General features: G+C 73.3%; 18 protein-coding genes and 1 tRNA gene. 8 read left to right on the top strand and 11 right to left on the bottom strand.

What is annotated here, in order from left to right:
• The 7 genes from sepX to ACWEQL_RS31240 all read right to left on the bottom strand — a co-directional run.
• On the bottom strand, positions 1 to 746 hold a 746-nt coding region (sepX, locus tag ACWEQL_RS31210; protein ID WP_452153709.1), incomplete at its 3' end, for a divisome protein SepX/GlpR.
• Positions 747 to 896: 150 nt separating this feature from the next.
• The gene (locus ACWEQL_RS31215) at positions 897 to 1,523 is read right to left on the bottom strand and encodes a GNAT family N-acetyltransferase (protein WP_452153725.1); all 627 of its coding nucleotides are present in this window, start codon (positions 1,521 to 1,523) and stop codon (positions 897 to 899) included.
• On the bottom strand, positions 1,520 to 2,029 hold the full coding sequence (locus ACWEQL_RS31220) for a MogA/MoaB family molybdenum cofactor biosynthesis protein (RefSeq protein ID WP_452153710.1): 510 nt from the start codon (positions 2,027 to 2,029) through the stop codon (positions 1,520 to 1,522). The genes ACWEQL_RS31215 and ACWEQL_RS31220 overlap by 4 nt, the downstream gene beginning before the upstream one ends.
• Entirely contained in the window at positions 2,026 to 2,466 is a 441-nt protein-coding gene (gene moaC / locus ACWEQL_RS31225) for a cyclic pyranopterin monophosphate synthase MoaC (protein ID WP_452153726.1), read from the bottom strand. The genes ACWEQL_RS31220 and moaC overlap by 4 nt, the downstream gene beginning before the upstream one ends.
• A gap of 246 nt (positions 2,467 to 2,712) precedes the next feature.
• The gene (glp, locus tag ACWEQL_RS31230; RefSeq protein WP_452153711.1) at positions 2,713 to 3,984 is read right to left on the bottom strand and encodes a molybdotransferase-like divisome protein Glp; all 1,272 of its coding nucleotides are present in this window, start codon (positions 3,982 to 3,984) and stop codon (positions 2,713 to 2,715) included.
• A 134-nt stretch (positions 3,985 to 4,118) separates the two neighbouring features.
• Positions 4,119 to 5,039, bottom strand: coding sequence for a UTP--glucose-1-phosphate uridylyltransferase GalU (gene galU / locus ACWEQL_RS31235; RefSeq protein ID WP_452153712.1), 921 nt, complete (start codon positions 5,037 to 5,039; stop codon positions 4,119 to 4,121).
• Between the two features lie 75 nt (positions 5,040 to 5,114).
• Positions 5,115 to 6,020, bottom strand: coding sequence for a GGDEF domain-containing protein (locus tag ACWEQL_RS31240; RefSeq protein ID WP_452153713.1), 906 nt, complete (start codon positions 6,018 to 6,020; stop codon positions 5,115 to 5,117).
• Positions 6,021 to 6,109: 89 nt separating this feature from the next.
• Between ACWEQL_RS31240 and ACWEQL_RS31245 the strand changes: the two genes are divergently transcribed.
• The gene (locus ACWEQL_RS31245) at positions 6,110 to 6,685 is read left to right on the top strand and encodes a 5-formyltetrahydrofolate cyclo-ligase (protein ID WP_452153714.1); all 576 of its coding nucleotides are present in this window, start codon (positions 6,110 to 6,112) and stop codon (positions 6,683 to 6,685) included.
• Between the two features lie 79 nt (positions 6,686 to 6,764).
• On the opposite strand, the gene ACWEQL_RS31250 is transcribed toward ACWEQL_RS31245, so the two are convergent.
• Complete coding sequence (locus ACWEQL_RS31250; RefSeq protein ID WP_452153715.1) at positions 6,765 to 9,524, bottom strand: penicillin acylase family protein; 2,760 nt, start codon at positions 9,522 to 9,524, stop codon at positions 6,765 to 6,767.
• Between the two features lie 362 nt (positions 9,525 to 9,886).
• Between ACWEQL_RS31250 and ACWEQL_RS31255 the strand changes: the two genes are divergently transcribed.
• The 4 genes from ACWEQL_RS31255 to mscL all read left to right on the top strand — a co-directional run bounded on the left by ACWEQL_RS31255 (position 9,887) and on the right by mscL (position 14,666).
• Positions 9,887 to 11,398, top strand: a complete 1,512-nt coding sequence (locus ACWEQL_RS31255) for a potassium/proton antiporter (protein ID WP_452153716.1) — start codon at positions 9,887 to 9,889, stop codon at positions 11,396 to 11,398.
• 410 nt (positions 11,399 to 11,808) lie between these two features.
• Positions 11,809 to 13,218: an MFS transporter gene (locus tag ACWEQL_RS31260; protein ID WP_452153717.1), complete on the top strand. Its 1,410-nt coding sequence runs from the start codon at positions 11,809 to 11,811 to the stop codon at positions 13,216 to 13,218.
• Between the two features lie 148 nt (positions 13,219 to 13,366).
• Positions 13,367 to 13,678, top strand: a complete 312-nt coding sequence (locus ACWEQL_RS31265) for an FmdB family zinc ribbon protein (RefSeq protein ID WP_452153718.1) — start codon at positions 13,367 to 13,369, stop codon at positions 13,676 to 13,678.
• 568 nt (positions 13,679 to 14,246) lie between these two features.
• A complete protein-coding gene (mscL, locus tag ACWEQL_RS31270) occupies positions 14,247 to 14,666 on the top strand; it encodes a large conductance mechanosensitive channel protein MscL (protein ID WP_452153719.1) in 420 nt (139 codons plus the stop codon).
• 64 nt (positions 14,667 to 14,730) lie between these two features.
• Here the strand turns inward: mscL and ACWEQL_RS31275 are convergent, their stop codons facing one another.
• Positions 14,731 to 15,018 carry a hypothetical protein gene (locus ACWEQL_RS31275; protein ID WP_452153720.1) on the bottom strand — a complete coding sequence of 96 codons (288 nt, stop codon included), beginning with the start codon at positions 15,016 to 15,018 and terminating at the stop codon, positions 14,731 to 14,733.
• A gap of 223 nt (positions 15,019 to 15,241) precedes the next feature.
• On the bottom strand, positions 15,242 to 16,213 hold the full coding sequence (locus tag ACWEQL_RS31280) for a sigma-70 family RNA polymerase sigma factor (RefSeq protein ID WP_452153721.1): 972 nt from the start codon (positions 16,211 to 16,213) through the stop codon (positions 15,242 to 15,244).
• Between the two features lie 516 nt (positions 16,214 to 16,729).
• Between ACWEQL_RS31280 and ACWEQL_RS31285 the strand changes: the two genes are divergently transcribed.
• Positions 16,730 to 17,680: a phosphatase PAP2 family protein gene (locus ACWEQL_RS31285; RefSeq protein ID WP_452153722.1), complete on the top strand. Its 951-nt coding sequence runs from the start codon at positions 16,730 to 16,732 to the stop codon at positions 17,678 to 17,680.
• 84 nt (positions 17,681 to 17,764) lie between these two features.
• Here the strand turns inward: ACWEQL_RS31285 and ACWEQL_RS31290 are convergent.
• A tRNA-Arg gene (locus ACWEQL_RS31290) sits at positions 17,765 to 17,837 on the bottom strand.
• A 369-nt stretch (positions 17,838 to 18,206) separates the two neighbouring features.
• Between ACWEQL_RS31290 and ACWEQL_RS31295 the strand changes: the two genes are divergently transcribed.
• The gene (locus ACWEQL_RS31295; RefSeq protein WP_452153723.1) at positions 18,207 to 19,754 is read left to right on the top strand and encodes a glycosyltransferase family 39 protein; all 1,548 of its coding nucleotides are present in this window, start codon (positions 18,207 to 18,209) and stop codon (positions 19,752 to 19,754) included.
• Positions 19,755 to 19,906: 152 nt separating this feature from the next.
• Positions 19,907 to 21,031: YhjD/YihY/BrkB family envelope integrity protein (locus tag ACWEQL_RS31300; protein ID WP_452153724.1), on the top strand; the 1,125-nt coding region annotated here is incomplete at its 3' end.

The raw sequence follows: 21,031 nt of genomic DNA on the forward strand, positions 1-21,031 counted from the left end.
TCCGCCACCGCGCCGCCGCGCTGCCGCTCGCGGTCGCGCAGCCGTTCCGCGGCCTGGGCGGCGCGGGCGCGGTCGAGCTTCACCTCGTACCGCTGGCGCTCCAGCTTGCGGAGGTGGCCGATGTAGAGGGTGAGGAGGACCGCCGGCACGGCCGGGACCCAGAGGAAGGCCAGGCCCGCCACGGCGGCGATGACCGCGCCGAGGGCGAAGGCCAGGAAGAGGGCGGTGACCATGCGGCGTCGGCGGGCCAGCAGCAGCGCCCGCCGCTCGGCTCCGGCACGGCCTCCCGCGAGGCGGTCGGCGTCGTGGAGGAGGGACCCCTCGCCGGTGCGGTCCGCGGCGCGGTCCGCGGACCGTTCGGCGGAACGCTCGACCGGCTGCGCCTCGGCGGGCACGCCGGAGCGCCCCGGGGCCCGTACCTCGGCGGGCTCGGGCCGCCCGGGGTCGGGGCCGCCCGAGGGGACACCTGCAGGGTCGCCTGGGACGGCCACGTCCCCGTGCTCCGGGGAGGCACCGTCGCCGCCGTGCTCGTCACTCTGCTCGTCGTCGCCACGCGGGTCGTCGCCCAGGGCCCGGGATGCCCGCCGCTCCAACGCCGAACGCCCGGCCAGCAGGCGGATGGCGGTGCTGAAGCGTTCCGTCGGGCGCGCTTCATTGAGCTCGTCCTGCCTGCGGAGCCACATCGGCACCAGATAGGCGGCCCAGGCCCCTACGATGACGGCGTAGATAAGGCCACTACTGCTCACGTTTCACACCGTACGGGCGTGGGGGAAGGCCTGGCAGCAATTTGGCACGGCGTGTCGTGTGATCAAGCTGATTCTCCGACTATTTTGCCGGCATTTGTGCACGTCCGTCGCAGCATCGATGCCATATCGATATTTGACTCGAACATATATTCAATTACCGCTTCCACGCCCCGCGCTGAGCGCCCGCCAGCGCGCCAGCATCCCCTCCGGGACCTCCTCAGCGGTCAGCACGTAGACCAGGTGGTCACGCCAGTCGCCGTCGATGTGGAGATACCGTGGACGCATTCCCTCCGAGCGGAACCCGAGCTTTTCCACCACCCGGCGGCTCGGCCCGTTCTCGGGACGGATGCAGACCTCGATCCGGTGCAGTCCGAGGGTGCTGAAACAGTGCTCCACCGAAAGCGCGACCGCGGCGGGCATGATGCCCCGCCCGGCCACCGCCTCGTCGATCCAGTAACCGACGTTGGCCGAGCACATCGAGCCCCAGGTGATGCCGCCGACGGTCAGCTGACCGACCAGCTGTCCCTTGTAGAGCACGACGAACGGGAGCATCCGCCCGGCCGAGGCCTCGCTGCGCAGGTAACGGACCATCTGGCGGTACGTGGGCCGCGGTCCGGCGCCGTGGCCGGCCGGGCCGGGCGGGACGGTGGCCTCCCAGCGGCGCAGCCAGTCCCGGTTGCGCCGGCTGACCTCCTGCCAGTCCCGCTGGTCGCGGGCCCGGATCGGGCGCAGCGCGACCTCCCCCTCGTGGAGTTCTACCGGCCAACCGGCGTTCAGTGGGCACTCCCGGAAGCTGAGGAATCCGCGTCGGGCCGGGGATGGTCGCCGCCACCGAGCTGGTCGACGGCGTGCGCGAGCAGCGGCTCCAGGACGGCCAGGCCGTCCCTGACGCCACCGGTCGAGCCCGGCAGGTTGACGATCAGCGTACGTCCGGCGAGACCGGCCAGCCCCCGGGACAGTGCCGAGGTGGGGACCTTCTCCCGGCCGTACGCCCGGATGGCCTCGGCGATTCCGGGCACCTGGCGGTCGATGACCCGGGCGGTCATCTCGGGGGTGAGGTCCATCGGCGAGATGCCGGTGCCGCCGGTGGTCAGCACGACGTCGTAGCCGGCGGCGACGGCCTCGCGGAGCGCCCGCTCGACCGGCTCGCCGTCGGGGACGACCCGGGGGCCGTCCGCCGTGAAGCCCATCGCGCGCAGGCCGGCCACCAGCAGCGGGCCGCCCTTGTCCTCGTACACGCCGGCGGAGGCCCGGTTGGAGACGGTGACGGCGAGGGCCCTCATGCCCCGGCCTCCGGGGCGGACCAGTCGCCGCTCTTGCCGCCGGTCTTGCTGAGCACCCGGACGTCCTCGATGGTGGCGGCCTTGTCGACGGCCTTGACCATGTCGATCACGGTGAGGCCGGCGACCGCGACGGCGGTGAGGGCCTCCATCTCCACGCCGGTCCGGTCGGCCGTGCGCACGGTGGCCGTGATCTCGACCGCCCCGTCGGTGACGGAGAGGTCGACCTTGACGCCCGAGATGGCGATCGGGTGGCAGAGCGGGATCAGGTCCGGGGTCTTCTTGGCGCCCATGATCCCGGCGATCCGCGCGACGGCGAGGGCGTCGCCCTTGGGCACGCCCTCCCCGCGCAGCAGCTCGACCACCCTGGCGGAGACCCGGACCCGGCCCGCGGCGACGGCGGTGCGGACGGTGGTGGCCTTCTCCGAGACGTCGACCATCCTCGCCGCCCCCTGGTCGTCGACGTGGGTGAGGCGGTCGCCAGGTCCGGGTGGTGTGCTCACGGGGTGCTCCAGGGGGCGCGGGTCGAGTACCGCGCTACCGTACCCCCACCTCGGCCGGGGCGCGGGACGGGCGTGTCAGCCGCTGAGACGGGCTGCGGACCCCCTCCGGAGCGGGCTCCTACGACGGGTCCGGGGCGGCCCCGCGGACGACCCCGCGGCGCGGCCCGACGGCCGGCCGGCGCCTCAGCCGAGCAGGACGACCGTGACCTCGCTGCCCGCCGCCACCGCGGTGGCCTCCTCGTCGACCACGATCAGGCAGTTCGCCCTGGCCAGCGCCCCGACCAGGTGGGATCCCGCGCCGCCCACCGGTTCGACGGTGCCGTCGGCGGGCGAGTGGTGGCCGCGCAGGAACTGCCGGCGTCCGGCGGGCGAGCGCAGGGCCACCGGGCAGACCGCGCGCGCCGTGGGCCGGTGGACGTCGTCGGCGCCGAGCATGGTGCGGATCACCGGGCGGACGAACAGCTCGAAGGAGATGTAGGCGCTGACCGGGTTGCCGGGGAGCGCCAGCAGCGGGACGCCGCGGCCGGGGCCGACCCGGCCGAACCCCTGCGGCTTGCCGGGCTGCATCCGCAGCTTGCGGAAGTCCACGCGGCCGTGGTCCGTCCCGTCGGCGTCCGGCCGCAGGGCCTCCTTGACCACGTCGTAGGCGCCGACGCTGACGCCTCCGCTGGTGACGATCAGGTCGGCCCGGCCGAGCTGCTCGTCCAGGACGGCGCGCAGCACCGCCGGGTCGTCCGGCACGCCGCCGACCCGGTGGGCGATGGCGCCGGCGTCGCGGGCGGCGGCGGTGAGGGTGAAGCTGTTGGAGTCGGAGATCCGGCCCGGTCCGACCGGCTCCCCGGGTTGGACGAGTTCGCTGCCGGTGGAGAGCACCACCACGCGCGGCCGCGGGCGGACCCTGACGGTGGAGCGGCCGATCGCGGCGAGCAGGCCGAGCTGGGTCGGGCCCAGCCGGGTGCCCGCGTCGAGCACCTTGCTGCCGGCCGGGACGTCGCTGCCGCGGCGGCGGATGTGGGCGCCCTCGGAGACCGGACGCAGCACCCGGACCTCCTCGTCGGCCGCGGCGGCGGTCATCGCGGTGGCGGCCAGGCCGGTGCCGGTGCCGCCGTCGGTCCACTCGACCGGGGCGACGGCCTCGGCGCCGGGCGGCACGGGGGCGCCGGTCATGATCCGGGCGGCCTGTCCGGGGCCGACCCGGGGCAGTTCGGCGGCGCCGGCCGCGATGTCACCGACCACCGGGAGCACCGAGGGGTACTCGTCGGTGGCGCCGGCGGTGTCGGCGGTGCGCAGGGCGTAGCCGTCCATCGAGCTGTTGTCGAAGGGCGGCAGGTCGCCCTCGGCGACGACGTCCTCGTCGAGGCGGCAGCCCTGGGCTTCCAGCAGCCGGAGCTCGATCGCGGGCAGCGGGGCGACGGCGGCCAGGACGTCGGCGAGGTGCTCGTCGACCGTCCACATGCCGTCACCCGGAGCGCGCCCGGACGGGCCGGAGGCCGATGCCGGGTCCGCGGGACCGCCGCCACAGCAGGAACCGTGGGCGGTGGTGCTCTCCGGGGACCCGGTCATCGGCTCACTCACTCTCTGTCGCGGTGTCAGTCCTGCAGCTCGGAGCCGACGAACTCACGGAGCCAGGAGCGGAACTCCGGGCCCAGGTCCTCGCGCTCGGCGGCCAGTCGGACGATAGCGCGCAGGTAGTCCGCGCGGTCACCCGTGTCGTAGCGGCGGCCCTTGAAGAGCACGCCGTGCACCTGGCCGCCGTCAGCGGCGTCCCGGGTGGTGAGCTCGCGCAGGGCGTCGGTGAGCTGGATCTCGCCGCCGCGGCCGGGCGGGGTCTCGCGCAGCACGTCGAAGACGGAGGGGTCGAGGACGTAACGGCCGATGACCGCGTAGTTCGACGGGGCCTCGGCGGTCTCCGGCTTCTCGACCAGGTCGGTCACCTGGAAGACGTCCTCGCCGAAGCCGTTGGCCTTGACGGCGGCGCAGCCGTACAGGTGGATCTGGGAGGGGTCGACCTCCATCAGCGCGACGACCGAGCCGCCCAGCTCCTGCTGGACCTCGATCATGCGGGAGAGCAGCGGGTCGCGCGGGTCGATCAGGTCGTCACCGAGCAGGACGGCGAACGGCTGGCCGGCCACGTGCTGCTCGGCGACGGAGACGGCGTGACCGAGGCCCTTGGGGTCGCCCTGGCGGACGTAGTGCATGTTGGCCAGCTCGACCGACTCGCGGACGCGGCGCAGGCGGTCCTGGTCCCCCTTACGGGCGAGCAGCTCCTCCAGCTCGTACGCCCGGTCGAAGTGGTCCTCCAGGGCCCGCTTGTTGCGGCCGGTGACCATCAGTATGTCGGAGAGGCCGGCGGAGGCGGCCTCCTCGACGACGTACTGGATCGCCGGCTTGTCGACGACGGGCAGCATCTCCTTGGGCGTGGCCTTGGTGGCCGGGAGGAAGCGCGTGCCCAGACCGGCCGCGGGCACCACGGCCTTGGTTACCGGGATTCGGGAGTTAGTCGTCGTCATGCGTTTTACCTTACTAAGGCATTAATTTCGCCGGCCGGGCTCACGGCCGACCGGCCACGGAGCACGGTGGACCGGCTACGAGAGCGCGTCGTGAGGCCCGACCACAGTGGCAGGCGTGTAGGAAGTGACGGGTGGGGTGAGGGGTTCCCCTCCGGCACAGGCCGACAGACTACCCGGCTTTCCCGAACGGTCACGTTCGGCATCGGAGCCGCTGTGCGACCGGGAGGAGGACGGCGGGGAAACACCCGGTCGCGCCTGTGCGCCCGCCGCTCCCCGCCAGCAGTCGCCGCCCGCCGCCCGCGCCTCGGCCAGGGCCCGGTCGGCGGCCCGCAGCAGCACGGCGGCGTGGCCGCCGTCCTCGGGCAGCACGGAGAGGCCGACGGCGGCGGTCAGCCCGTTGCCGTGCGCCCGGCGCCCCTCCCGCGGGCCGGAGGACCAGTCCAGCAGCAGGTGCCGGCGCACCGACCAGACCAGCCGTTCGGCGACCTGCGCGGCGCCCTCGGCCCCGGTGTCCGGCAGGACGACCAGGAACTCCTCGCCGCTGTACCGGCCGAGGGTGTCGGAGCGGCGGATCTCCATGGCCAGCCGCTGGGCGAGGTCCCGCAGTATGGCGTTGGCCCGCCCCCGGCCCTGCGCGGTGATGATCGCCTCGAAGCCGGTGATCTCCAGCAGCAGCACGGCCAGCGGCCGCGGTCCGTCCTGGTGCTCGGAGCGCTCGGCCCGGCGGGAGCGCTCGATCTCCCGGTCCAGGGTGAGCTGGAGGTGGCGGTAGTTCCAGACCCCGGTGAGCGGATCGCAGGAGGCGGTGCGCTCCAGCTCGGCGCAGCGGCTCTCCAGTTCGGCCACCCGTTCGCGCAGCCGGGCCTCGCGGGCGGCGGCGCCGCTGTCGCCCCGGCGCAGTCGGAGGGCCAGCAGGGTGGTGCCGGCCAGCGCGGGCGCGCTCAGCGCGGCCAGGGCCTGGACCAGCAACGGGGTGGACATCAGGGCGCCTTCCGCGTGTCAGGCTCTGAGCGTCACGGGCACGGTGCGGGCACAGGGCTCGTCACGGGTCACAGAGCTTGGAGGATCCGATGCACAACGAGAAGGGCGAGCTGAGGACACGGCTGCTGGCCGAGCGCCGCGCACTGACGGCGCAGGAGCGAGAGGAGGCGGCGCACGCCCTTGCCGCGCACGCTGGGGAGCTCGCCGCACCGGGCGCGACGGTGGCCGCGTACGTGTCGGTCGGCGCCGAGCCGGGCACCCGGCCGCTGCTGGACGCGCTGCTGGAGCGCGGGGTCCGGGTGCTGCTGCCGGTGCTGCTGGCCGACAACGACCTGGACTGGGCCCGCTACGAGGGCTCCGGGGCGCTCGCCCCGGCCTCGCGGGGCCTGCTGGAGCCGACCGGGGAGCGGCTGGGCCCGGACGCCGTCGTCTCCGCGTCGCTGGTCCTGCTGCCCGGCCTGGCGGTGGACCGCCGGGGCCTGCGGCTGGGGCGCGGCGGCGGTTCGTACGACCGGGTACTGGCCCGGCTGGAGCGCTCCGGGGCACGTCCCCTGCTGGCCACCCTGCTGTACGGACACGAACTGCTGGAGAGCGTGCCCGCCGAGCCGCACGACCTGCCGGTGGACGCCGTTCTCACCCCCTCGGGACTGCGGAGGCTGCGCTGACCTTCCGTCCCCCCGGGGAGGAACGCGGCGGCCCGGCCCCGGGGAACCGGGACCGGGCCGCCGAGCGCGCCGCCGGGCGTCAGCCGCTGGTCAGCACCAGCTTGTCCTGGGCCGACTTCTCCACCGCGTCCGCGGAGTAGGACCAGGTCAGCAGTTTGCCCTTGAGCCAGAGGTCGGTCTGGTCGTTGTAGTTGGGGTGGAACGCGTGCCCCGAGGCCCCGCCGACGTTGACCCAGCGGGAGGCGTCGAAGTCCTTCAGGTCGACGACCATGCGCATGGACGGGATCCAGTCCACCTCGTAGCCGGCGGCCGCGTTCCAGCCCGCCGCGTCGACCGCCGCCGTTCCGCCGGAGAGGCGGTACGGGCCGCGGTTGAGCAGCCGCTGGACCAGGGCCGAACCGATCGAGGAGTCGTCGGTGCCCATGGTCTGCTCGCGCAGGGTCAGCTTGTGCAGCCGGCCCCAGCTCCAGGTGGAGATGTCCTTGCTGAGCAGCGCGGTGAGGTCCTGGCGGGCGTTCTTCATCGCCTCGGCGAGCAGGTTGTCCATGCCCTTCTGCTCGCGGTGCTGCGCGTCGATGTACGTCCACCAGCCGCTGTCGGGCTTCTTCAGCTGCTCGCGCACCACCTCGGTCCAGCGGTCGCCGCCGTCGGGCTGGGCCTTGCCGGGGTCCCGGGTGCCGCACTCGGTGACGATCGGCGAGGGGCCGGCGTCGGGCTTGGTCTGGTCGTGCTGCTGACGGACCAGCAGGCAGTTGGTCTCGGCCCGCAGGTCGGCCGGGAACTTCTGGCCGAAGGAGAGGCTGAGCAGCTGGCGCCAGACGGCGTTGTAGTACGCGGCGGCGGCCGAGTCGGCGTCCTGGTGGAAGTTCCAGTCCTTGAGCAGGTCCTGCGCCTCGCGGACGTACGGGTCGTCGATCTGCACCTTGAGCAGCAGCGGGACCAGCGTCTTGGCGAAGACGTTGGTGTTGTCGAGCTGCATGGACTGCATGTCGTCGGGCGAGATCCGGCCGTTGTTCTTGAGCTTGAGCTCGATCTGCTCGGTGATCTGCCTCGCCCGGGTGCCGTACTCCCAGTCCTTGGTGAGCAGCGGCTTGTAGGCGGGGTCGGTCACGGCCTGGTTGGCGGTGACGATGTAGCCGGCCGGCGGGTCGTAGACGTACGGCAGCGAGGCGAAGGGGATCGAGTTCGGCTTCCACTGGTAGGCGGAGTCCCAGCCCGGCGAGGGGTAGGTGCCGTCGCCCTTGCCGCGGACCGGGATGTTGCCTGGGGCCTGGTAGCCGATGTGGCCCTTGGTGTCGGCGTAGACCAGGTTCTGCGCGGGGACGGCGAAGCGCTCGGCGGCGGCGCGGAACTCGGTCCAGTCCTTGGCCCGGTCGAGCAGGAAGACCGCGTCCATGGTCCGGCCCGGCTGGAGCGCGGTCCACTTCAGGGCGACGCCGTAGCCGGTGGTGGAGCGGTCCGGGGCGGCGTTGCCGTTCGGGGCGTACTTGCCGACGTTCTGCTGCTCGGTGCTCTGGTCGGAGATCAGCGGGGCGCCGTCCTCCGTGGTGCGCACGGTGATCTGGCGGTCCTCCCCGCCGGCGACCTTGATGGTCTCCTTGCGCAGGGTGAACTTCTTGTCCTTGCCGTCCACCTGGTAGGTGTCCGGGCCGGTGACCTTCTCCAGGTAGAGGTCGGTGACGTCGGCGCCGAGGTTGGTGAAGCCCCAGGCGACGTCCTTGTTGTGGCCGATCACCACGCCCGGCATGCCGGCGAAGGTGAAGCCGGAGACGTCGAACTGGCAGTTCGCGCCGACCGTGCGGCAGTGCAGGCCCATCTGGTACCAGACCGAGGGCAGGCCGGGGCCGAGGTGCGGGTCGTTGGCCAGCAGCGGCTTGCCGGTGGTGGTGTGGGAGCCGGCGACGACCCAGGAGTTGGAGCCGATGCCCTGGCCCTGGCGGCCGAGCAGCTGCGGCATCGCGTCGACCCGGTCGGTGACGCCCTTGAGCAGCGCCTTGGTGGCGGCCGCGCCCTGGGTGGTGGTGCCGTTCTGGGGGGTGGCGCCGTTCTGGCCGGCGGCGGCAGCGGCGGCCGGCGGGACGACCGTGCCCTCGGCGGGCTTGTAGACGTCGCCGGAGACGGTGCCGGCCTTCACGATGGTGCCGTTGCGGGCGTACGGGTAGTCCGGGTACAGCTCGGCGATCTTCTCCGGGGTGAAGTCCTGGGCGAGCAGCGAGCGGTCGATCTCCTCCTGGAGGTTCCCGGAGAGGTTCCAGGCCATCGCCTTCAGCCAGGCCACCGAGTCGACGGGCGACCAGGGCTCGGGCTTGTAGTCGCCGTTGACCACGCCGAGCAGCACGTACTCCAGCGAGGCGCTCTGGCCGCCGGGGTGCTCGCCGAGCCAGGCGTTGACGCCCTCGGTGTAGGCCTGGAGGTACTTCTTGGTCTCCGGGGACAGCTGCTCGTCGAACTCCTTCTTCGCGATCTCGCGCCAGCCCATGGTGCGCAGGAAGGAGTCGGTCTCGACCTGGCCCTCGCCGAACATCTCGGAGAGCCGGCCCGCGGTGATGTGCCGCCGGACGTCCATCTCCCAGAAGCGGTCCTGGGCCTGGACGTAGCCCTGGGCGCGGAAGAGGTCCTCCTCCGTGTCGGCGTACAGCTGCGGGATGCCGTTGCCGTCGCGTTTGACGTCGACCGGCGCGCTCATGCCCGCCACCTTGACGCTTCCGTTGACCTCGGGGAAGGAGGCCCGGACGGCCGCCACCCCCCGGTAGCCGCCATAGCCGAGACCGGCCACCAGCAGCACGACCAGCACGATCACGATCAGACGGGCGCGCCGGAACTTCTTCGAGCGGGGCATCTGGGTCCTTGCGGTCCTCGGCTGGGGGGCGGGGGGCACGGCCGGGGCACAGGGCCCGCGACAGGGCACCACATTAGGCGGACTCGGCTGGCGGCCGTGCACGGGGGACGCCCACCGTTGTATCGCGGGAGCTCAGCATGTGGACCCGGGGGAGGGGTGAAGCTAAAGATATGGCAAAATGTTAGACTGAGTAACGATCCGTTAGGAGACCAGTCGGCGTCCGAACCCACCTCCGGTGCCCGCCGGTCGCCACGACCCCCGCGGTCATCGCACACCCCGCGCCCGACCGGCCTGCCACCGGAACGGCCCGGGTCACCAGAACGACACCCCGCCCGCCCCCAGCCTGCCCGAGGTGCCCCTGCGTGAACGTCGCCCACCTGAACCAGCTGCTCCTCGAGTTCTCCGTGATCCTGCTGGTCGCGGTGGTCGCCGTGCGCATCTCGACCCGGTCGGGGCTCCCCAGTCTGCTGATCTACCTCGGCATCGGCGTCGCACTCGGCCAGAACGGCCTCGGCATCCCCTTCGACAACGCCGAGCTCACCCAGGTGCTCGGCTACGCCGCCCTGGTGGTCATCCTGGCCGAGGGCGGCCTCAAGACCAGCTGGCGCGAGGTCAAGCCGGTGATGCCGGCGGCCACCGTGCTGGCCACGCTCGGCGTCGGGGTCAGCGTCTTCGTCACCGCGGCCGGCGCGCACTGGCTGGTCGGCCTGGACTGGCGCACCTCACTGCTGCTCGGCGCGGTCGTCTCCTCCACCGACGCCGCGGCCGTCTTCTCCGTGCTGCGGATGGTCCCGCTGCCGCACCGGCTCACCGGCCTGCTGGAGGCCGAGTCCGGCTTCAACGACGCCCCCGTGGTGATCCTGGTGGTCGCCTTCGCCACCACCGGCGAGCTGGACCCCTGGTACGTCCTGATCGGCACGATCCTCTCCGAGCTCGCCATCGGCGCCGCCGTGGGCTACACGGTCGGCCGGCTCGGCGCGTACGGGATCAAGCACGTCGCGCTGCCGTCCTCGGGCCTCTACCCCATCGCCGTCCTGGCGCTGACCGTGCTCGCGTACGCCGGCGGCGCGCTGCTGCACGGCTCCGGCTTCCTCGCCGTCTACATCAGCGCCGTCATCCTCGGCAACGCCAAGCTGCCGCACGGGCCCGCCGTCCGCGGCTTCGCGGACGGGCTGGCGTGGATCGGGCAGATCGGCATGTTCGTCCTGCTCGGACTGCTCTGCACGCCCGAGACGATGGGCTCGGCCGTGGTGCCCGCGCTGGTCATCGGCACCGTGCTGGTCTTCGTGGCCCGCCCGCTCTCGGTGGTGCTCACCCTGACGCCGTTCAAGCTGCCCGCCCGCGAACAGGCCCTGCTCAGCTGGGCCGGACTGCGCGGGGCGGTGCCGATCGTGCTCGCCACCATCCCGATGGTGGCGGGGGCGCCGAAGGCCCAGGAGGTCTTCAACATCGTCTTCATCCTGGTCGTCGTCTTCACCCTGCTCCAGGGCCCGACCCTGCCGTGGGTCGCCAAGTGGCTGAGGATCTCCGAGGGCTCGATGGGCCAGGACCTCGGCATCGAGTCGGCGCCGCTGGAGAAGCTGCACGGCCACCTGCTGTCGGTCGCGCTCTCGACGACCTCGCGGATGTCCGGGGTCGAGATCGGCGAGCTGCGGCTGCCGTCCGGCGCGGCGGTCACCCTGGTGGTCCGGGAGGGCAACAGCTTCGTCCCGGACAAGGCGACCGTGCTGCGCGGCGGCGACGAGCTGCTGGTGGTCACCACGGACGAGGTCAGCGAGGCGGCGGAGCGGCGGCTGCGGGCCGTGGACAAGGGCGGCAAGCTGGCGGGCTGGCTCAACGGGCGGGACGGGCGACCCGGGGGCGCCGCGGGGTGATCCGGGCGGGTGGACGGCTCGGCGGGCCGGGCGGGTGTCTCGGCGGATCGGGCGGGTGTCTCGGCGGATCGGGCGGGTGTCTCGGCGGATCGGGCGGGCGGGCAGGGCTTGGCTTGGCCGGGTGTCATCCGCCGTTCACCTTGCATCGACAGGACAGTTTTGACAGTTGCCTGTAGTGTGGAGGCGAGCGCGACATCTACGCGCGTATAAGTATGATGGTTGATACACCCCCAACATCTGTCTGAAGCAGAGTTGGCGCGACCGTTCGGCGGCCGCGGCCCGGCCCACGGCAACCCTCGCCGGCCAGGCCCGGTATCTACCCCGGTCGACGCGCGAGAGGACGACTCTCGGCGCCGTCGGGGCCACCCCTTTGCCCCTTCTGCGCTACCAGGCAGCAGGAAGGACCGACCGTGACGGCCCGCCGAACGGTCGAGAACGACGCCCAGCAGGCCCCGGCCCAGGACGCCCCCGCGCGCGTCGGCTACGGCGCGCTGCTGAGCACGCCCGGCGCCTGGACGTTCCTGGCGCCCGCCTTCGCAGCCCGGCTCCCGTACGCGATGCTGAGCCTGGGCATCGTGCTGCTGGTCCTGGACACCCACGGCTCGTACGGCACCGCCGGCGCGGTCGCGGCGGTCTCCGCCGTCGCCCAGGCCTTCGTCGGCCCGCAGACCGGCCGGCTCGCCGACCGCTACGGCCAGGCCGCCGTCCTGGTGCCCAGCGTCGCCGTGCACGCGCTGTCGGTCGGCGCGCTGATCGCCCTGGCGCTCGGCCACGCCCCGGTCTGGACGCTGTTCCTGGCCGCCGCCCCGGCCGGTGCCAGCGTCCCGCAGATCGGCGCCATGGTCCGGGCCCGCTGGGTCGCCAGGCTGACCTCGCCGGACGGCACCTCCTCACCGATGCTGAACACCGCGTTCGCCTTCGAGTCGGTCACCGACGAGTTCACCTTCGTGGTCGGACCGGTGCTGGCCACCGCCATCGCCACCACGGTCAACCCCTCCGCCGGCCTGATCGCGGAGGCGGCGCTCACCGTCGTCGGCGGCCTCGCCTTCGCCGCCCAGCGGCGCACCGCGCCGGCCCGCCACCCGCACCGGCCCGGCGCCCGCCGCGCCTCCGCACTCGCCTCCCCCGGCGTCCGACTGCTCGCCGGCGCCTTCCTCGGCGTCGGCACCGTCTTCGGCGCCATGCAGGTCTCGGTGACCGCCTTCGCCAAGGCCGCCGGACAGCCCGAGGCCAACGGCATCGTGTACGGGATCTTCGCCGGCGGCTCGATGCTGGCCGGCGTGCTGTACGGCATGATCGCCTGGCGCCGCTCCGCCCGGCAGCGGATGCTCGTCAGCTACGCGCTCCTCGTGGTCGGCTGCTCCACCCTGTGGGCGATGCCGAACCTGGCCGCGCTGGCCGCGGCCGGCCTGGTCTGCGGCCTGGCCATCGCGCCCACCCTGATCACCGGGTACACCCTGGTCGAGACGCTGGTCGCCGACGGCGCCAAGACCGAGGCGTTCACCTGGCTGACCGGGGCCATCGGCCTCGGCCTGGCGGCCGGCTCCACGGTGGCCGGGCAGCTGATCGACGGCTTCGGGACCTCGGCCGGGTTCCTGGTGCCGGTGGCCGGCGCCGGGCTGGGCCTGGTCGCGCTGATCGCGCTGCGGCACCTGCTGGTCGCACCGGGGGCGGGCTCCGGCGCGGGCACCGAGGCCGGTGCGCTCACGGGCGCGGGCGTCGAGATCGCCGCGAGTGTCGAAGCCGACGCGGGCGTCGAGGCCGGCGCCGGGTCCTCCCGGGCCGGAGCGGGGCAGCTGGTCGGGGCGGCCAAGGGCTGACGGGGCACCGCGGACGGGCGGGTAGCGGGGTGACCCCGCTGCCGCTCCCGGCTCATCTCACACCTGAGTCGCTGGACTGTTCCAGCGGAATGCCGCATCATTGAACATCGTTAGCACTCATCAGGCGAGAGTGCCAGGAGGAAGACAAGTGCCCACGTACCAGTACCAGTGCACCGAGTGCGGCAACGGCCTGGAGGCGGTGCAGAAGTTCACCGACGAGGCGCTGACCACGTGCCCCGACTGCCAGGGGAAGCTCCGCAAGGTCTTCTCGGCCGTGGGTGTGGTCTTCAAGGGCTCCGGCTTCTACCGGACCGACAGCCGCTCGTCCTCCAGCAGCTCGGTGGGCGCGGGCTCGTCGTCCTCGACCTCTACCCCGTCCTCCTCGCCCTCGACGAGCGGCGGCGGCACCGGCGGAAGCTCGGCCCCGGCCGCCAGCTCCGCCCCGGCGGCGGCGAAGTAGCCCTTCCGGCCCGTCCGGCCAGGCTTCGAGAGGCCCGGTCCCGCGTCTGAACGCGGGACCGGGCCTCTCGCGTTCGCAGGCCCCGGCGCGCACGGGCCCGGACGCGTTCACCGGGCCGCCCGGGCGCCGCTGTTAGGCCATGTGAGTGTACGAAGTTATCCACAGGGCCGGGTTTTCCACAGGAATGGGAAGGAGGATTTCCCCCCACCCCGGTCCGGTGCAGAGTGTGCGCCATGACGACCCACACCTCCGCCGAATCCGACGGATCCACCGGGCATTCGAGGCCTCCCGGATCCCCCGGATACTCCGTGCCGCCGCGTCATGAGCTCCCGCGCTTCCCACCGATCCGGCCCGGCCGCACCCTGCGTCACCGGCTCCGCCGGGCGGTACGAGGGCGTCCGCCGGTGGCCGCCCTGGGCCTGCTCGTCCTCGCCGTGGCACTCACGGCCGGGCCGCTGCGGGCGGGGCTGCCACCGCCGGCGGCGGCCGGTGTCGATCGAACGGGTTGTCAATCGGGCTCCGCCGAAGATCACCCGTAACCGTTCCGCCACCTCGTCGTTCACGCGGCATGAAGGGCTTCAAGGAATTCCTGCTGCGTGGAAACGTCGTCGAACTCGCCGTCGCCGTAGTCATCGGTGCGGCCTTCACCAACATCATCAACGCCTTCGTCAGAGGCGTGATCAATCCGATCGTCGGCCTTTTCGGGGCGAAGGACCTGTCCTCCTACAGCTCCTGCCTCAAGGGGCCCTGCGAGGTGGACGCGGCCGGGGAGGTCACGTCCGGCATCTTCATCCTCTGGGGCTCCGTGCTCAGCGCGGTGCTGCAGTTCGTGATCACCGCCGCCGTCGTCTACTTCTGCCTGATCCTGCCCATGAACCATTACACCGCCAAGCGCAAGACCCTCGCCGAGACCCAGGTGGAGGCCGAGGAGAAGGAGGTCACCCTGCTCACCGAGATCCGCGACGCCCTGGTGGCGGGGCAGCGCTGAGACTCCGGCCCGGAGCCCGGCCCGGCTGCACCCGCCGGGGGCGCGTTCAGTTCCCGTGATGCGTTCAGTCCCCGTGGTGCGGCGGGCGCTGGCTCAGATACCAGTCCAGCCCCCGCCCGGTCCCGGAGCCCGTACCCGGGCGCTCGCCCCAGCCGGCGTCGGTGTCGTCCCGGGACTGCTGGTCCAGCGGGTCCTTGAAGATCAGCCGGGCCTTCCGGGCGGAGGCCGCCCGTCGGGCCTCCTCGGCCGCGTCCTGCCCCGGATCCCGTCCCGGGACCGGCTCAGGCGTAGCGCCCGGCGCCGCGTCCGGGGTGACGGCGTCCGCCGCCGGCTCCGCGTTCTCGTCCCGCATCACTGCTCCCTCTGTCCTTCTCCGGCGCCGACGGCCGCCGGAACCCCCGTGTCCCGCCCATCACCGCCGGAGGCATCACCACGGCCCGTCCATCACGGTCCGTCGCCACAGCACGTTCGTCCCAGTCCGTCGCCACAAGCCTAGAAGCACCCGTCCGCACCGCCGGAACACGCGGCGGGCCCCGGCGGCGGAGTGATCCGCGCCGGGGCCCGCACGGCGACGGTCAAGCCGCCTCGAAGCCGGCGTGGTCGGCGATCTTCTTCAGCTCCGCCAGCGCGTGCTTCTCGATCTGGCGGATCCGCTCACGCGTCAGCCCGTGCTGCTTGCCCACCTCGGTCAGGGTGCGCTCGCGGCCGTCCTCCATCCCGTACCGCGACCGGATGATCGAAGCCGTACGGTCGTCCAGCCGTCCGATCAGGTCGTCCAGCTCCTCCCGGCGGAGCATGACCATCACGGCGTCCTCGGGAGAGGTGGCGCCGGTGTCCTCGACCAGATCGCCGAACTGGGTCTCGCCCTCGTCGTCGACCGACATGTTGAGACTGACCGGGTCCCGTGCCCAGTCCAGGACGTCCTTGATCCGCGTCTCGGTGGTGTCCAGCTCGGCCGCGATCTCGGCGGGCTCGGGCTCACGGCCCAGCTCCTTGGACTTCTCCCGTTGGACTCGCCGGATCCGGCCCAGCTCCTCGACCAGGTGCACGGGCAGCCGGATGGTGCGCGACTGGTCCGCGATCGACCGGGTGATCGCCTGCCGGATCCACCAGGTCGCATAGGTGGAGAACTTGAAACCCTTGGCGTAGTCGAACTTCTCGACCGCCCGCACCAGGCCCGCGTTGCCCTCCTGGATGAGGTCCAGCAGCGGCAGGCCGCTGCGGGGGTACCGACGGGCGACCGCCACGACGAGACGGAGGTTCGAACGGATGAAGACGTCCTTGGCGCGCTCCGCGTCCTCGGCTATCGCCTCCAGCTCCTCGCGCTGGACGCCCTCGGGCAGCTCGCCCTCGTCCAGCAGGTGCTGGGCGTACACACCGGCCTCGATCCGCAGTGAGAGCTCGACCTCCTCGGCGGCATCGAGCAGGGGCGTCCTGGCGATCTCGTCGAGGTACATACCGACCAGGTCACGGTCGGCCTCAAGGTTGGTCGGGCGGGCCGCGCGAGTCCGGTCGGCCCTGTCGCGAACGACGGCACGGGTGGCCATGCTTGCTCCCTTTGCTGGTGTTGCCGAGCTCTGCCTGCCTGCCCGGAAAGGGCAAGAAGTGCGGGCCCCGGGGGGGCTCACACGTAACGATCCAACGAACAGATTCCGGACAACATTCCCAAGTCGCTCAGATTCTTCCAGCGATGCAGTATCCTGCCGGTTTTCGCACGAGATCCGGACGGAGGGTGACCGCCGGTGCACCTCAAGTGCCGATCGCGCGATCGATTCCGGACGGGCGGCCGCCGCCGCGCCGAGCGCCCCCTCTCTCGCGCGGGACGCCCCCCGTCGCGCGGGAGGGCACGGGGGAGGCCGGCCGCCGCCGCGCGCCGGCTTTCCCGGCCGACCCGGGGCCCGGCCGCACGAAGAAGCGCCCAACCCGCCCGGGCCACCCGCCGTACGGAGAACCCCGCGGCAGCCTCCCGCGTTCCCGGCGTCCGCAGGTCCTCCGCACAAAAGATGCCAAATCGCTATCGATCCACCGCTCGATCGGCACGGTCCACTGGGAAGGTGTCAGCCATGCACCTGACCAACCGCGCGCCAGCCATCACCCGGCGTAACCGACGCCTGCTGCGGTACTCGGTGTTGTCGGCCGGCTGTGCCGTTCTGTTCGGCGTCCTGGCGGCCCTGGTGCAGAGCCACTGGCCTCCGCTGGCCCGGTTCGACCAGCACTGGATCGACGGCCTGCACGAGCACGCCCGCGGCAGCGCCACGTGGACCGCCGCCGTTCAGACCCTCTCCGACATCGGCGGCACCGTCACCATGCGTACCGCCCTCGGGCTGGCCGCCCTCTGGCTGTGGCTGATCGGTGCGCGGATGCTGGCGGGCTGGGTCACGGCGGTGACGCTGATCGGCTGGGGCGGCCAGTGGGCGCTGAAGCTGGCCTTCGACCGCCCTCGGCCGCGCTTCCCCGACCCCGTCTCGCACGCCGGCGGCCCCGCCTTCCCGTCCGGGCACGCGATGGCCTCCGCGATCACCTGCGCCGTCCTGGTCGGGCTGCTCTGGCCCCGGGTCCGGCGCACCGGTCGCATCGCCGCCTGCGCGGTGGCGGGGCTGGTCGTGCTCACCATCGGCTGGACCAGGACCGCCCTCGGCGTCCACTGGCCCAGCGACGTCCTCGGCGGCTGGCTGGCCGCCGGCATGGTGATCGGCACGGTGACCACGGCGATCGAGCTGTGGCGCCCCGGCGCCCTCACCCGTGACGTGCGTCGGGTGAACTGGCGCACCCGGCCCCGGGTCCAGCGCGTCCTGGTCCCCTCGGCCACCCCGTTCCCCGGTCCGCTCCCCGGAGCCGGTACCGGCTCCACCCACGGGGACACCGACGTCCCGCCGGACGAGCCGCCCTACGCCGAACCGCCCCGCGCCGAGCCCCCGCGCACCGAGCCGCCCCTGGAACGGTCGGGCCGCGAAGGCTTCCCCGGCGGCCTCCTCGGGGAGGTCCCCGACCGCCCGGGCGGCCCCGTCCGCTGAACCTGGCGTCCGCTGAACACCCGGCCCGAACGCCGCAGGCCCCCGCCCGGCGTCCGGGCGGGGGCCTGCGGCACCCTGCTGTCGTGCCCCAGGCAGGATTCGAACCTGCGACACCGGCTTTAGGAGAGCCGTGCTCTATCCCCTGAGCTACTGAGGCGGGGGCCTGTCTCCCGACAAGGCAGCGAGCGCCTGGCCGACGCTCGATCCACAGAGTACCGGATCAGGGGTGGGGCAGGCGCTGGGGTCGGGAGAGGGGGCGGCGGCCGGACGGAGTGCCGACGGGACGTCAGAGTCTTGACCCGGCAGCCCGGGCGAACCGTTGGGCCTGATCCGGTCCCCACCGGCGCGCCGCGGCACCGGAGGGCCGGTGGGTGTGCATCACTGCGTCGACAGGACGGCGCACCACCGCACCGAGGCACCACACCGATCGGGCACCACGCACATGACTCCAGCCGTACCACCGCGCCCGGCCCTCCCCCGTCCGCCGGAACGCGGGCAGCCGGGACGGGGGTGGCCGGGGCGGCAGGTGTGGCTCTGGCCGACGCTGGTGATGGCCGTCGTCGGCGGGTACCGGCTGGAGACGCCGGAGCTGTGGCGGGACGAGGTGGCGACCTGGTCGGTGGTCACCCGGCGGCCCGACGACGTGCTGCGGCTGCTGAAGCACGTCGACGCGAGCAACGGCACCTACTACCTGTTCATGCGCGGCTGGACGTCGGTGTTCGGCGAATCGGTGGCGGCGCTGCGGTTGCCGTCGGTGCTGGCGATGGCGGCGGCGGCCGGCTTCGTGACGCTGGCCGCACGACGGCTGTACGGCGGGCGGCTCGCGGCGGTCGCGGCCGGGCTGCTGTTCGCCACCGTCCCCATCGTCTCCCGGTACGCGCAGGAGGCCCGTTCCTACGCGATCGTGACCTGCGCGGTCGCGGCGGCGACCTGGCTGCTGCTACGGGCGCTGGACCGGCCCGCCGCGGGCCGGGCGGCGATGGCGCGCTGGGCGCCGTACTGCGTGGCGATGACGGTCGCCGGGGCCGGACACCTGGTCGCGTTCAGCACCGTGGTCGGGCAGGCGGGCGCGGTGCTGCTGTGGCTCCGGCGCGCCCGGCCTGCGGCGGAGCGGCGGGTGCTCGCGCAGTTCCCGCTCGCGGTGGCGGCCGCCACGCTGCCGCTGCTGCCGGTGGTGGTGCTGGGCAGCCGGCAGTCGGGGCGGCAGCTGGGCTGGATCACGAGGCCGACGGCGCAGGAGCTGCTGGACTCCGGGGAACTGCTGCTCGGCTCCCGGGAGCTGTACCGGGTGTTCCTGCTGCTGGGCGTGCTCGCCCTGGCGCTGCCGTGGCGCCGGGTGGTCGCGGTCACGCCGCTGCTGCTGGTGGTGGCACCGACGCTCACCGTCTGGCTGTTGTCGCAGGCCGGCGGCGCCTCCTACTTCACCAACCGCTACCTGATCTTCACCGTGCCCGCGTGGGCGCTGCTGGCGGGCGGCGGGGTGGGCGCGGTGCACGCCGCGGTGACGTCCGCCGCACGGCGCGACCGGACGCCGGCGCGCACACGGACGGCCGGGCGGGAGCGGCCGGACCGGCAGCTGCGGGTCGCGGGCGTCCTGCTGGCGGTGGGGGTGATCGCGGTGCCCGCGCTGCTGGCGGTGCCGCTGCAGAAGCGGGTGCGGTACGCCGGGTCGCACACGCTGTCCCAGGAGCCGTACCGGGCGGCGGCCCGGCTGATCTCGGCCGGATACCGGCCGGGGGACGGTCTGGCGGCGCCGCTCGGCAACCAGGCCTGGGCGATGACGGCGGAAGGGGTCTCCTACTACCTGCCGGCGGACGTCCGGCCGTACCCGGTGTTCGTGCGACGCGGCGCGGTCGAGGCCCAGGACCTGTTCCCGGAGCCGTGTCCGCAGCCCGCCGAGTGCCTCGGGTCCGGCAGGCGGATCTGGCTGCTCGTACTCGGGGACACCCCGGACCCGCTCGGCGGCATCCCGGTGGAGTCGGCCCGGGCGGCCCTGCGGGCGGGGTTCTCGGCGTGCTGGGCCGTGCCGCTGGGCGGGGCGACGCTGGCGCTGCTGGAGCGACGGGACGGCTGAACGGCCCGCCCGGCCTCCGTACCGTCCGTGGTGGGCCGTGCGGACGCCTCAGCGGATGCGGGCGAGCCCGGACCGGTGGATTCTTTGAGCATCCGGATGCCCGCACCCGGCTGACCCCACTGCCCCGCCACCCAGGCCGAGGAGGACCAGCCGTGACCGACAAGCCGAGCGGCCCGCCCTCGGACGACTCCCCCGACCGGCCGATCGCCGACGGACCGCCCTCCGACGGACCACCCACGGAGAAACCGCCCGACGACGCGTCCCCCGACGAGCCGCACGCCGAAGAGCCGCACGAGGAGCCGTCCCCCGGCGGGCCCCCCGTCGGACGGTCCGCCCGGATGAAGGCGCGCGGGGCGGGGCTGGCCCGGACCGCGCGCGATCTGCCGGAGCGGGTGCCGGTGGTGGGCCGGGCGCTGGGCCACATCCTGCGGGTGAACCTGCTGGACTGCGCGACCCGGCTGGCCGCCCAGGCCTTCCTGAGCGCCCTGCCCGCGCTGTTCGTGCTCGCGGTGTTCGCCCCGGCGTCGGTCCGCAACGGGGTGGTGACCACACTGCGCAAGGAACTGGGCCTGGAGGGCGCGGCCCAGCAGTCGGTGCACGACCTCCTCGCGAGCAGCCACGACAACGAGCCGAGCTTCGGGGTGGCGGGCGCCCTGATCACCCTGCTGTCGGCGACCGCGCTGAGCCGGGCGATGCAGCGGGTCTGCGAGCGGTGCTGGGAGATGCGCCGGGCCGGCACCCGGGTGGCCGCCTGGCGCTGGCTGGTGTGGCTGCTGGTGTGGCTGCTGGTCCTGGTGTTCCAGACGCCCCTGCGGGACGGGATCGGCCAGGGCGGCCGGCTGGGCATCCCGCTGACCTTCCTGATCGGGACGCTGATGTGGTGGTGGACCCAGCACCTGCTGCTGGGCGCCCGGGTGCGCTGGCTGCCGCTGCTGCCGGGGGCGGTGCTGTGCGGGTGCGCGGTGGTCGGGCTGGGGCTGGCCTCGCGGGTCTACATGCCGCGGGCGATGGGCCGCAGCGTCGAGCAGTTCGGCCCGTACGGGGTGGTGTTCACCGGGCTGTCCTGGCTGATCGTGATGTTCGCCGCGCTGACCTTCGCGATCGCGCTGGGCCGGGTGGTCTCCGAGGAGCCGGCGATGGTCCGGTGGCTGGGGACGCGCACCGAGCCCGGGGCCTGGGGCACCGGACACTGCCGAGAACAGCAGGCGCAGGTACGGCAGGTACGGGACGAGACGGTCGCGGTCGGGGGAGCGCAGGACGGCGTTGATCTCCCGGTA

The organism is Kitasatospora sp. NPDC004240 (assembly GCF_053603215.1).

Excerpts from the sequence above, each read along its gene's own strand:
- ACWEQL_RS31220 (WP_452153710.1), bottom strand. The coding sequence starts at position 2,029 with ATGAGGGCCCTCGCCGTCACCGTCTCCAACCGGGCCTCCGCCGGCGTG.
- moaC (WP_452153726.1), bottom strand. The coding sequence starts at position 2,466 with ATGGTCGACGTCTCGGAGAAGGCCACCACCGTCCGCACCGCCGTCGCC.
- glp (WP_452153711.1), bottom strand. The coding sequence starts at position 3,984 with ATGTGGACGGTCGACGAGCACCTCGCCGACGTCCTGGCCGCCGTCGCC.
- galU (WP_452153712.1), bottom strand. The coding sequence starts at position 5,039 with ATGACGACGACTAACTCCCGAATCCCGGTAACCAAGGCCGTGGTGCCC.
- ACWEQL_RS31240 (WP_452153713.1), bottom strand. The coding sequence starts at position 6,020 with ATGTCCACCCCGTTGCTGGTCCAGGCCCTGGCCGCGCTGAGCGCGCCC.
- ACWEQL_RS31245 (WP_452153714.1), top strand. The coding sequence starts at position 6,110 with ATGCACAACGAGAAGGGCGAGCTGAGGACACGGCTGCTGGCCGAGCGC.
- ACWEQL_RS31250 (WP_452153715.1), bottom strand. The coding sequence starts at position 9,524 with ATGCCCCGCTCGAAGAAGTTCCGGCGCGCCCGTCTGATCGTGATCGTG.
- mscL (WP_452153719.1), top strand. The coding sequence starts at position 14,247 with ATGAAGGGCTTCAAGGAATTCCTGCTGCGTGGAAACGTCGTCGAACTC.
- ACWEQL_RS31275 (WP_452153720.1), bottom strand. The coding sequence starts at position 15,018 with ATGCGGGACGAGAACGCGGAGCCGGCGGCGGACGCCGTCACCCCGGAC.
- ACWEQL_RS31280 (WP_452153721.1), bottom strand. The coding sequence starts at position 16,213 with ATGGCCACCCGTGCCGTCGTTCGCGACAGGGCCGACCGGACTCGCGCG.
- ACWEQL_RS31285 (WP_452153722.1), top strand. The coding sequence starts at position 16,730 with ATGCACCTGACCAACCGCGCGCCAGCCATCACCCGGCGTAACCGACGC.